General features: G+C 66.4%; 13 protein-coding genes. 5 read left to right on the forward strand and 8 right to left on the reverse strand.

Translation table 11 applies throughout. The features are described from left to right. Entirely contained in the window at positions 1-1,362 is a 1,362-nt protein-coding gene (locus tag BLR51_RS05725; protein WP_207543565.1) for an acyclic terpene utilization AtuA family protein, read from the reverse strand. Between the two features lie 31 nt (positions 1,363-1,393). After that, positions 1,394-2,731, reverse strand: coding sequence for an LLM class flavin-dependent oxidoreductase (locus BLR51_RS05730; protein ID WP_089844874.1), 1,338 nt, complete (start codon positions 2,729-2,731; stop codon positions 1,394-1,396). Positions 2,732-2,954: 223 nt separating this feature from the next. Here BLR51_RS05730 and BLR51_RS05735 point away from each other — a divergent pair, with 223 nt between their 5' ends. After that, a complete protein-coding gene (locus BLR51_RS05735) occupies positions 2,955-3,971 on the forward strand; it encodes a LacI family DNA-binding transcriptional regulator (RefSeq protein WP_089844875.1) in 1,017 nt (338 codons plus the stop codon). Between the two features lie 13 nt (positions 3,972-3,984). Here BLR51_RS05735 and BLR51_RS05740 read toward each other — a convergent pair whose 3' ends face one another. The 4 genes from BLR51_RS05740 to BLR51_RS05755 all read right to left on the reverse strand — a co-directional run bounded on the left by BLR51_RS05740 (position 3,985) and on the right by BLR51_RS05755 (position 7,884). Then, positions 3,985-5,262 carry a TRAP transporter large permease gene (locus BLR51_RS05740; RefSeq protein WP_089844877.1) on the reverse strand — a complete coding sequence of 426 codons (1,278 nt, stop codon included), beginning with the start codon at positions 5,260-5,262 and terminating at the stop codon, positions 3,985-3,987. A 1-nt stretch (position 5,263) separates the two neighbouring features. Beyond that, a complete protein-coding gene (locus BLR51_RS05745) occupies positions 5,264-5,752 on the reverse strand; it encodes a TRAP transporter small permease (RefSeq protein ID WP_165616744.1) in 489 nt (162 codons plus the stop codon). Positions 5,753-5,931: 179 nt separating this feature from the next. Further along, positions 5,932-6,921, reverse strand: coding sequence for a TRAP transporter substrate-binding protein (locus BLR51_RS05750; protein ID WP_089844882.1), 990 nt, complete (start codon positions 6,919-6,921; stop codon positions 5,932-5,934). A 276-nt stretch (positions 6,922-7,197) separates the two neighbouring features. After that, positions 7,198-7,884, reverse strand: a complete 687-nt coding sequence (locus BLR51_RS05755) for a winged helix-turn-helix transcriptional regulator (RefSeq protein WP_089844884.1) — start codon at positions 7,882-7,884, stop codon at positions 7,198-7,200. A gap of 68 nt (positions 7,885-7,952) precedes the next feature. Here BLR51_RS05755 and BLR51_RS05760 point away from each other — a divergent pair, with 68 nt between their 5' ends. The 3 genes from BLR51_RS05760 (at position 7,953) to BLR51_RS05770 (ending at position 9,736) form a co-directional block, all read left to right on the forward strand. Continuing rightward, positions 7,953-8,381, forward strand: coding sequence for a VOC family protein (locus tag BLR51_RS05760; protein ID WP_089844886.1), 429 nt, complete (start codon positions 7,953-7,955; stop codon positions 8,379-8,381). Between the two features lie 70 nt (positions 8,382-8,451). After that, complete coding sequence (locus tag BLR51_RS05765) at positions 8,452-9,237, forward strand: VOC family protein (protein WP_089844888.1); 786 nt, start codon at positions 8,452-8,454, stop codon at positions 9,235-9,237. A 10-nt stretch (positions 9,238-9,247) separates the two neighbouring features. Then, positions 9,248-9,736, forward strand: coding sequence for a VOC family protein (locus tag BLR51_RS05770; protein WP_089844889.1), 489 nt, complete (start codon positions 9,248-9,250; stop codon positions 9,734-9,736). 17 nt (positions 9,737-9,753) lie between these two features. Here the strand turns inward: BLR51_RS05770 and BLR51_RS05775 are convergent, their stop codons facing one another. Both BLR51_RS05775 and BLR51_RS05780 read right to left on the reverse strand, forming a co-directional pair. Further along, complete coding sequence (locus tag BLR51_RS05775; protein WP_089844891.1) at positions 9,754-10,155, reverse strand: DUF1398 domain-containing protein; 402 nt, start codon at positions 10,153-10,155, stop codon at positions 9,754-9,756. A 46-nt stretch (positions 10,156-10,201) separates the two neighbouring features. Continuing rightward, positions 10,202-10,645 (reverse strand): MarR family winged helix-turn-helix transcriptional regulator, encoded by a 444-nt coding sequence (locus BLR51_RS05780; RefSeq protein ID WP_207543566.1) that lies wholly within the window; start codon positions 10,643-10,645, stop codon positions 10,202-10,204. A gap of 144 nt (positions 10,646-10,789) precedes the next feature. Between BLR51_RS05780 and BLR51_RS05785 the strand changes: the two genes are divergently transcribed. After that, positions 10,790-11,419 carry a 5'-methylthioadenosine/S-adenosylhomocysteine nucleosidase gene (locus BLR51_RS05785; RefSeq protein ID WP_089844894.1) on the forward strand — a complete coding sequence of 210 codons (630 nt, stop codon included), beginning with the start codon at positions 10,790-10,792 and terminating at the stop codon, positions 11,417-11,419. The last annotated feature ends 1 nt before the right edge of the window (position 11,420 follow it).

The raw sequence follows: 11,420 nt of genomic DNA on the forward strand, positions 1-11,420 counted from the left end.
TTAGACCTTTTCATGTTCGATGGGGAACATCGCGCAGGGATCCTGCACCGCGACGGTGTGGAACACCGAAAAGCGGTACATTGCCCCCATGGCGATGTCAGACGGGCTGAACGGGAAGGCCATGTTGCCCTCCTTGCAGAGCCGCCCCGGGAAATCCGCGTGCAGCAGCGAGGTGCGGGCCATGGCCAGCACGGCATCCGCGATCTCCTGCGTGTCGGCGACCACCTCGACCACGAAGCCCAGTTCATGCGCGGCGCTGTCCTGCTTCGGCTCCCACGGGCCCATGACGCCGTTCTTGCCATAGGCATGCACGATCATGCGATAGGCGCCGGGCGGCACGCCAAAGCTTTCCGCCTTGGCCGCCACCTTGGCCCGGTGGGTGTCCAGATAGCTGTCGATCTGGCCGATCAGCACCGGGTCGCGCGTGCCGCAGATGGTGATGGCGCGGTACCCGGCAAGCTCGACGCCCTCAAGCTTCACGGTATACTGCTCTGCCGGGGTCCATGTCATGCCGTCGATCTTCACGGCGCGGTCGCTGACGGCGGTGAAGCGGCAGGCGGAGGTGTCCAGCAGCCCCCCCGGTTCGGTATGGTGAATGGGGCTTGCGTTTTCATGCAGGGCGAAGTTCGACACCGCCAGCGGGGTGGAACGGCGGATCGGGTTCGGCGGTTCGCAGATGACGTGATCGTCGCGCACCCGCAGGAAGATGCAGTCCGGTTCTTTCGGCACGCTGGGTTCGGCGCCGCATTCCAGCATCTTGCCTGCATACCACGACGGCGCCGGAGCCATGCCCGCGCGGATCGCCGGAGCCGCCCATTGCGCGGGATCGCTGCTGCGCCCGGTCAGGATCACCTGCGCGCCTTCGTCCAGCGCCTTGGCGATGGGTTCCGGCCCCATCATGCCGACGATGCGGGTGGCGCGGCGGATCGTCGCCTCGTCCAGCGGCGGCATCTTCACCAAGGGCGCGGTCAGCCCCTGCGCCACCCAGTCCACCAGCGCATCGGCGGGCTGTTCGGAATGGATCAGCGCCATGTTGAAATGCAGCCCCTCCTCGCGCGCGATCTCGCGCACCAGCGCGGCGGTGTCCTGCAGATGCGGCTCGCCGCCCGCGCCGCCGGAGGTGCCGATGATGCAGGGGATCCCCGCCTCCACTGCCGCCATCAGCATCAGCCGCAGGTCGCGCTTGACCGAAAGGCGCGAGCAGAACGAAGTGCCCGATCCAAGGTAATGCGGGCCGGGATCGGTGCTGCCGCCATCGCAGCCGATCACATGCGGCTGCCATGACATGCCGATTTTCAGCGATTCCTCGGCATAGCCATAGCCAAGGATGCCGCTCGTCGAGAGCATTCGAAATTCGTCCAAGATTGTCTCCTCCTGCAACGCGGTCCGGGGCTCAGAGCGCCGGAAGTCCAAGATTTTCGCGCAGCGTCGTGCCGGCGTAGTCCTTGTGGTAGACGCCGCGGCGCTGAAGTTCGGGCACCACGAAGCGGGTGAAATCCTCGAACGCGCCGGGGGTGTGGGTGGCGGCCAGCACGAAACCGTCGCAGGCGCGGGCCTCGAACCAGTCCTGCATCTGGTCGGCGACTTCAGTGGGCGTGCCGCAGAAGATGGGAAATTCCGCGATGGTGCCGCGCTTCGAGAATTCGACAAAATCGCCGACGGTGGGGTTCTCCTTGCCGCTCAGCGCCACGACCCGCTCGCGGAACCCGGTCCACGAGATTTTCGCCAGCTCTTCCTCGGTGAATTCTTCCTCCAGCGACTTGCAGCCGAAGTCGAAATTCAGCGCCTCCGACAGCAGGCAAAGCGCGTCGATGGGCTTGGCGAGGTTCAGGATGAAATCGCGCTTCTGTTCGGCGATCTCGCGGGTTTCGCCCACGCAGACATAACAGGCGGGGCAGATCGCCACCTCGTCGGGGTTGCGCCCGGCCTTGGCCACCTCTTCCTTCACGGCGGCATATTGTTTCTGGCCCAGATCCTTGTTGGGATAGACCACGAAGATCAGGTTGCCCCATTTGCCCGCGAATTCGCGCCCGCGCCCGCTTTGGCCTGCCTGAATCAGCACCGGCTGGCCCTGAGGGGAGCGCGGCACCGGCAGCGGGCCCTTGCAGCTGAAATACTTGCCCTTGTGATCCAGCCTGCGGACCTTGTCCGGATCGGCGAAGCGTCCGCCTTCCTTGTCGAGCACGATGGCGTCATCGTCCCAGCTGTTCCAGAGCCCGGTCACCACATCCAGAAACTCGTCGGCGCGGTCATAGCGTTCGGCATGGGCCAGATGGCCCGCGCGCCCGAAATTCGCCGCCTCGCTGTCGTTGAGCGAGGTCACGACGTTCCATGCGGCGCGGCCCCCGGTCATCAGATCCAGCGTGCCGAACAGCCGCGCGACGTGGAAGGGTTCGTAATAGGTGGTGGAATAGGTGATCCCCAGCCCGATGCGGCTGGTGGCCATGCCGATGGCGGTGATGATCGACACCGGATCCATCTTGACCACGCGCACGCCGTTTTCCACCGCCTCGCGGTGGTCGTCGTTGTAGATGTCGGGCATGGCCAGCCGGTCGTCAAAAAACGCGAGGTGGAACTTGCCCTCCTCCAGAACCCGGCCCACGCGCTGGAAATAGTCGGGGGTCAGAAAATCGGTCGCCCCCGCAGGATGACGCCAAGACCCCGGCGCGATCGAGCAGTTCTGAGCCTGCAGGAATCCCACCATCTTCATCTGTCTGCCGGTCGCGGCCATATGTCCTGATCCTCCCTTGAATGCGGCGGTGCGCCGCGTAAGTTGCGCACACGTTTGCGCACTGTGTTCAAGCAATCCGACTGGTGTATAAAAGTCAAGGCTCGGTTATGGGATTTGGCGGTCGAAATGCGGCGCGCGCGGTGCTGCGGCCATCGCCGGAGGGGAGAAGACGCTTGAAACGCAAAGCTTTGCAGCACCCCGCAGGCAGTTCCGGGCTGCCCGGATGAGCCGCTCTGACGAGGAGGGTGGCACCCGCAGGCCCACCGTGGTCACGCTGTCGAAGCTGGCGGGGGTCGCGCCGTCGACGGTGACCCGGGCGCTGCGCGGCGATTCCCGCATCTCCAAAAAGACCCGCGACCGGATCCTCGCGCTGGCCAAGGGCGCGGGCTACACGCCCAACATCATGGCGCGCACCCTGTCCTCGGGGCGCAACGGGCTTTACGGGCTGGTGCTTGGCCCGCAGGACAACCCGTTTTACGCCCAGATCCTGTATGAAGCGACGGCCCAGGCCGAAGACCTTGGGTTCCGGCTGCTCATCATCCATGCCGGGCCCGGCCCGATCGAGGAAAGCACGGCGCAGGCGCTGCTGAACTATCAGGTGAATGGCTGCCTGATCTCCTCCGCCATGCTGTCCTCGCAGGCGGGGCGCATCTGCGAGGAGAACCGGGTGCCGCTGGTGATGGTCAACCGCGTCGCCTATCAGCAGGGCTGTGCGGTGACCTGCGACAATCGCGGCGGCGGGGCCGAACTGGCGCGGCATCTGCTGTCCCGGGGGCGGCGCAGCTTCGGCATCATCCGCACCTCGAATTTCAGCTCCACCGCGCGCGACCGCGAGGAGGGCTTCGCCGGGGCGCTGGCCGAGGCGGGGCTGGAGGTGATGCTGCGCTATGACGGCAAGTCGAATTATGACGGCGGGTTTGCGGCGGGCGAAGAGATCGCAAGACTGCCCGACAGCCAGCGTCCGGATGCGTTTTTCGCCCTCAGCGACATCATGGCCATGGGGCTGATGGACGGGCTGCGGCTGAACGGCCTGCGCGTGCCAGAGGATGTGGCGGTGGTGGGCTTTGACGGGCTGCCGCAGGCGGCGCGGCGCATCTATGACCTGACGACCATCGAACAGCCGCTGACGCTGATGCTGCGCCGCGCCTTCCAGATGGTGGAGGCGCGGATGGAGGATCGCAGCCTGCCGGAAGAGGTGGTCACCCTTCGCGGCAGGCTGATCGCGCGCGCCAGCGGGTAGCGCGCGCGCAGGCTCAGCTGGCGAAAGGCAGCCAGAGCACGATGGCCGGGAAGGCGTAAAGCACCCCCACCATGGCCAGCATGATCAGCGCATAGGGCACGACGCCAAGGATCACCTCCTTTAGATCGGCGCGGGCCACGGACTGGATGACGAAGAGGTTCATCCCCACCGGGGGCGAGATCAGCGCCAGTTCGATCATCAGCACGAAGAAGATGCCGAACCAGATCGGGTCGATGCCATGCACGCCAAGCGAGGGCAGCAGGACCGGCAGAACGATGAGGATCATCGCGATCCCTTCAAGGAACAGCCCCAGCACGATCAGCAGCAGCATGACCACAAGGATGAACATGCCCGCCGAGGTGATGTTGGCGGCGATCCATGTCGAGATGTCGAAGGGAATCCGGTAAAGCAGGATCGCCTTGCCAAAGACATTGGCGCCCCCCACGATCAGCAGCAGGTTCGCCGTGGTGGTCCCCGACTGGACCACAGCACCGCGCAGGCCGCGCATGTCCAGCGACCGGCGCAGGAACATCACGTAGATCACCGTCATCGCAAGCCCCACGGCGGCGGATTCCGTCGGCGTGAAGATGCCCGCATAGATGCCGCCGATCATGGTCAGCGCGATGGCCACGGTGGGCAGCGCCTTGAGCGAGACGCGCCAGCGCGAGCCCAGTTCGGCGGCGGAATCCTCGTGCACCGGCGCGCCGCCCATGAAGGACTTGATCACGCAATAGACCAGAAAGGCGCCCACCAGAACGATGCCCGGCCCCACACCGGCCAAGAACATGGCGGCGGTCGACTGTTCGGTGACGGCGGCATAGACGATGAGCGGAATGGAGGGCGGGATCAGGATGCCCAGCGTCGCCCCTGCCGCCAGCGTGCCCATGACAAAGCGCTGGTTGTAGCCGCGGCGGGTCATTTCGGGAATGGCGACGGTGCCGATCATCGCCGCCACGGCCACGGACGAGCCCGAGATCGCGGCGAAGATCGCACAGCTGAGGATGGTGGAGACAGCAACGCCGCCCCGGATGCCGCCGACCCAGCGCTGCACCGCGTCGAACAGATCGCGCGCCACGCCCGCCCGCAGCAGGATGTTCGAGGTCAGCAGGAAGATCGGCACGGCAAGCAGGATGAAGCTGTTGAAAGATCCCAGAAATTCCTCCGGGATGCCCGCCAGCGGGATGCCCTTGAAGAGATAGAGCGCGGCCCCCATCAGGGTCAGCGCAAGCCCCACCGGCACACCGGCAAAAAGGCAGGCGAACAGGGCCGTAAGAATGGCGACGGTCTGCATGTCAGATTTCCTCTTGGCCGAAGCCGGGCTTGAGACGGTGGCCGGTCAGCAGCATCGCCCCGATTTCGGCCAGCGCCTGCAGCAGGAACAGCACGAAGCCCAGAACGATCGGCAGGTAGAAGATCCAGTAGGGCAGCGACAGCGTGGTGTTGGTGCGCCGGTTGACCGAGATGGTCTGGATCATCGACTCGATGCCGTACCACGCGATCACCCCTGCCAGCAGCGTGAAAAGCACAAAGATCACAAGCTCTTGCATGAAGCGCGCCCGCGGGCCAAGCGCTTGGGAGACGATGGTGATGGTGATCAGCTGACGGCGGCTGAGGCAGGTGGCGAGGATCAGGAACGTGCCCCAGACCATGCCGAGCCGCGACATCTCTTCGACCCAATGGGTCGGGCTGTTGAACACGTAGCGCGAGACCACTTCGTAGACCACGCAGACGCCGATGATGAAATAGATCCACGATCCGATCTCGCCGGCGGTGTGGGACACCCGTTCGCACATGCGCAAAAGTCGCGGGTGCGGACCGGTGGGAGGGGAATGGGGGTCGGTGGGCATGGGCTGCTCGCTTGGAAAAGGGAAGGGAGCCGCGCTGCACCCGGTGCGCGCTGGTCCCCGGCAGCCACGGGGGCGCCGGGGACAGGGCTGCAGCAGGCGCGCCGTGCGGCGTGTTACTGGATCTTCTCGGCTTCCTCGAAGACCGTAACGGAGACGGGATCGGCGCCTTCGACAAACTGCCGGGCGATCGGGGCGGTGGCCTCTTTCCACGCGGCCTTTTCTTCGGGCGTCAGTTCGACGACCTCCATCTTGCCGTCCAGCTCCGCCTTGACCTCGTCGACCACGGCAAAGACCTCGTCCAGCAGCTTGCCTTCCAGATCCTGACCAACCTCGCGGAAGACCTCCTGATGCTCGGGCGACAGGCTTTCCCATGTGCTCTGCTTCATCAGGGCGAAATGGGTTTCATACATGTGGTCGGTGGTGACCACATATTGCGCCACGTCATAAAGCCTGCGTCCGGTGATCGAACTCCAGCCGGTCAGCCCGCCATCGACCAGCCCGCGCTGCAGCGCAAGGAACTGCTCGCCCCCGCTGGTCACGACCGGGGCCGCACCAACGGATTCGATGAATTCGCTGACGGTGGCGCCGAAGCTGCGGATCTTCTTGCCCTGCATCTGGTCGGGGGTGCGCACCGGATCGTCACGCATCACCATGGCGATGGCGCCATAGGGAATCCAGAACACGGCGTTCAGGCCGACATTGCGGATTTCGGCATCAAGCGTGTCCCGGATGGGCGTGCCGACGCTGACGGAATTGTCCAGCTTCTCGCGCGTGTCGAAATAGAACGGCACCGCAAAGATGTTGAGCGCGGGAATGGTCCCGGCAAGGATCGAGGCGGAGCCGACGCCAATATCGACGATGCCGCTGGCCACGGCCTGATCCATCTGCTGGTCGGTGACCAGCGACTGCGCCGGGTAAATCTCGAACGCGATGTCGCCGCCGGTCCGTTCGGTGACCTGATCGGCGAATTCGGCGATGCTGACCGTCAGGTAATGATCCTGCGGCACGCTGGTCGCGATGCGCAGGGTCCGCTCCTGCGCCCATGCAGCCGTCGATCCGACCGCAAGCACAAGGGCAGCCCCCAAGGTGACATGAGTTTTCATATTTCCTCCTCCGTTGTTGGTGGTCCGAAGTCCCGTGCCCAGCGTCTGGCCGCGCGCCGGGTCTCCCCTCCCGGGCGAAAACGGCTGGCGTTTATGCAAGCGTTTGCGCACTTCGATCAGAGAAGAAAAAGTTACATCCGTCAACCCGGTTTATGGGGGAGGCGGCGAAGTTCTTGTGGCAGCCCCCGCCCTGCCGCGCCGCTGGCAGCGGCCGCAGCGCCCGCAGTCCCGGCACGGTGACCGCCGCAAAGGGCGGGCCACGCGGCAGGGCTGCGGTCAATCCGTGACGGGCTGGGGCAGGTGGAACAGGTCGACAAAGCGGCGCAGCAGATCCGGATCGCCAAGGCAGCGCACCCCCGCCTGATCCGGCGGAACCTTGCCGTAGACCATCGCCGCAAGCGCAGGCGCGGCAGGCGCCTCGATCCGCAGGTCGGGCGAGGCCGCAGCGCCCCGCTCCACCGGCATGCCCCCCCCGGCCAGCCGCGCGGTGAACTGCGTGCGGTCGATCTCGAACACCACCGTCGCCGTCAGGGCCCGCGCCGCCCCGCCGTCAAGCATGGTGCGCAGCGACAGCATGAAGGCGGCAGGGGAAAGCGGCAGCGTCGGGTCATGCAGCGGCGAGGCGGCGGCCCAGCGTCCCAGATCCTGAATGATGGGCTCGGCGGCGTAGCCCCATGCGGTCAGCCCGTAAAGCTGCGCCGGGGCGGGGTCGGGGGCCGCATGACGGCGCAGCACGCCGCTCGCCTCCAGCCCCGACAGCCGCTCGGTCAGCACCTTGGCGCTGAGGCCGGGCAGCTGCGCGCGGATGTCGCTGAAGCGGCGCGGCCCGAACATCAGTTCGCGCACGATCAGCAGCGACCAGCGCTCGCCAAGGACTTCCAGCCCGAAGGCCGTGCCGCAGGCATCACCATACCAGCGGCCATGGGGGGTTTTCGCCTGCTCAGTTTCTTTTTGTAACTTCATGGTTGCTTTTTGTAATCGACTCCGCCTAGCCTGTCCATATCGAAACCGTGGCGTGCCCGGAGGCCAACATGTCGAGACTGATTTTCGTGAACCTGCCCGTGACCGATGTGGCGCGCGCCACCGCTTTCTACGAAGCCATCGGCTTCGAGAAGATCGCGGCCTTTTCCAACGAACAGGCCAGCGCGATGCGCTGGTCCGACGCGATCCATGTGATGCTGCTCGATCAGGCCTATTACGCCACCTTCACCTCCAAGCGCATCATCGATGCCAAGACGGAAAGCGGGGCGCTGCTCTGTCTGTCCTTCGACAGCCGCGAGGCGGTGGACAGCATCCATCAGCGCGCCGCCGCCGCAGGCGGGCACGAGACGCGCCCGATCGAGGATCAGGGCTTCATGTATGGCGGCGCCTTCGACGATCCCGATGGCCATGGCTGGGAAACGGTCTGGATGTCCCCCGCCGCCATGGAAAACGGCCCGGAGGCGGCGCAGGCCAAGTGATCCCGCCCTCCGCCCCGGCGGGCGGCTGACGTCCCGGGCCAAGACCCCGATCCCACAGGAAGGACCGATCATGCGCAACGAACACGGCGATTTCATCTGGTATGAACTGATGACCGACGATGCCCCCGCCGCGACGGCGTTCTACAGCCGGATCGTGGGCTGGCGCGCGTCTCCCGCCGATGCCTCGGCGGCGGAGGGCTACCAGCTGTTCCGGGCAGACGGCCCGCCCGTCTGCGGCCTGCTGCCCCTGACCCAGCAGATGCGCGCCTCGGGTGCCCGGACCGGCTGGCTGGGTTATATCGGGGTTTCGGATGTGGACGCCACCGCCGAGGCCGTCCGCCACGCCGGGGGCGCGGTGCTGATGCCGCCGGTCACGATGGAGGGCGTCGGGCGGCTGGCGCTTGTGCAGGATCCGCAGGGACTGCCCTTCTACATCATGCGCGGCGCGGTCGACATGCCCAGCCAGTCCTTCGCGCAGGATGCCCCGCGCGACGGGCATTGCGCGTGGAACGAACTGGCCACCCCCGATCCGGAGGGCGCGCTGGCCTTTTACGGCAGCTGCTTCGGCTGGGAGGTCGCGGACAGCCTCGATATGGGGCCGATGGGCGCCTACCGCATGCTGCGCAACCCGCCGCACCGGACCCTGCTGGGCGCGGTGATGAAGGCGCAGGAGGCGCCGCCGGGCTGGAGCTTTTACATGCGTGTCCCCGACATCGACGCCGCCGCTGCCGCAATCGCCGCGCAGGGGGGCAGCCTCTTGGCGCCGCCCGGCGAAATCCCCGGCGGCGAATTCACCCTTGCCGCCCGCGACCCGCAAGGCGCCGCCTTTGCGCTTATCGGCCCCCGGATGGCCTGAGGAGAAAGCCATGACCCAGCCGAAAGCCGCCGTCTTTCTGTGGTTCGACAGCGACGCCGAGGAGGCGGCGCGGTTCTATTCCGCGACCTTCCCCGACAGCGCCATCACCCAGATCATCCGCATCCCCGAAGGCCATCCCACCGCCGCGCCGGGGTCGGTGCAGGTGGTGGAGATGGTGCTGCTTGGCCTGCCCTATGTGCTGCTGAACACCGGGCGGCCGATGCCGCCCAATGACGCCTATTCGCTGCAGGTCTATACCGAGGGTCAGGCCGAGACCGACCAGCTCTGGGATGCGATCCTGAGCAATGGCGGCGCCCCGATCATGTGCGGCTGGTGCAAGGACCGCTGGGGATACCGCTGGCAGATCACCCCGCGGATTCTGATGGCGGCGCTGTCGCATCCGGATCCCGCCGCCTCGGCCCGGGCGCAGGCCGCGATGATGCAGATGCAGAAAATCGACATCGCGGGGATCGAGGCGGCGCTTGCGGGCGCGTCCTGATCCCGTGCGCGCGGCGGTCAGTCCGGGAACAGCTCCACATGGGTTTCGGCGGTGCGCCCGAAATAGACCACGCGGCGCCCGGGGAAGGACACCAGATAGCCCGCGCAGCCCGCAGCCTTGGCCCGTTCGGAAAAGCGGGCATAGCTATAACCGTCGGGCTGCGCCTGCGCCCAGCGGACAAGGCGCGCCATCTCGGCGGCATCAAAGCGCGGCGCGACCGGCGCCTCCGGCTGGTCCATTGCCAGCACAAGGCTGTCGCCCTCGGGCAGATAGAAGGTCTGGCTGGTGCGGCGGTAATCCACCATGTAGCCGTCAAATCCGGCGGCGATCAGCCTGCCGATGATGTCGGGAAAGCTCAGGCTGCCATCATGGGCGGCCTTCAAGCAGGTTTCGGCAACGGCACTCCGGTCCGCATCCATGGCGGGTCCTTTCGGTCTGGGGTGTGGGGGGGGCAGATCCGGCGGGTCAGTCCACCGGCGGTTTCGTCAAGCCCCGGCGTTCAGCAAGGGCCCGCAGGATCCGGTCAAGCGCGTCACGCTCCTCCGCGGTCAGCACGCCGAAATGCGCGGCGTCATTCTCGTCGGCGAGCCGCGCCAGCACGGGCAGCTTCGCCCGCCCTTCCGGCGTCAGCGTCAGGCTCTGACCGCGCCCGCCGGTGGCCGAGCGGCGCAGCAGCCCTTTCGCCACCAGCCGGTCAGCGAGCTTGCTGATCGCGCCGCGCGTCATGCCCATCCTGTCCGCCAGCGCGGTCGGAGAGGTGCCGTCCTCGCCATAGACAGCCCGCAGAAACGCCCATTCCGCAACCGTCACCCCCTCTGACGTGACCTTGCGGGCAAATTCCTGCGACACCGCATTGGACACCATGCGCAGCCAGTATCCGGTGTGGTCGGTCAGGTCAGAAAGGGGCATCGCGACTCGCTTCATCTTGTTGACTAGGAAACTAACCCGCGCGTGTTTCCTAGTCAACATGAAGAACCGCGCCACGGACCGCGGCCCGGATGCCTTGACCGCGCGCTTGGGGGCGTGTCACCTCGGACCAGCAACGGAGAGATCATGACGCAGAGCACAGAAATGGTGGCCGGGATGCCGGTCCTGTTCGTGATGGCCGCCGAGGCGGAATATGGCCCGGCGCTGCGCGCCCGGATCACACCGCTGATGACCGGCGTCGGCCCGGTGGAGGCGGCGGTGGTGCTGACCGCGACGCTGGCGGCGCTGCCGCAGCCGCCGCGTCTCATCGTCTCGCTGGGATCGGCAGGCTCGCGCCATCTGGAGCAGGGGCAGGTCTATCAGGTCTCCGCCGTGGCCTATCGCGACATGGATGCCTCGGCGCTGGGGTTCGAGCGGGGGCGAACGCCGTTTCTGGACCTGCCTGCGCGGATCGACCTGCCGCACCGGCTTCCCGGTCTTGCCGCCGCCAGCCTGTCCACCGGAGCGAATATCGTCAGCGGTCCCGCCTATGAGGCCATCGCCGAAGAGATGGTGGATATGGAAACCTTTGCCCATCTGCGCGCGGCGCAGCGTTTCGGCATTCCGCTGATGGGGCTGCGCGGCATTTCTGACGGCGCCGAAGAACTGCGGCACCTGTCCGACTGGACGCAGTATCTGCACGAGATCGACCTGCGGCTGGCCGAGGCGGTGGATCTGCTGCGCGACACGATCGCCGCAGGCGGGCTGCGGCCCTGAT

Origin of the sequence: Salipiger marinus, assembly GCF_900100085.1 — a bacterium.
Taxonomy (GTDB): Bacteria; Pseudomonadota; Alphaproteobacteria; order Rhodobacterales; family Rhodobacteraceae; genus Salipiger; species Salipiger marinus.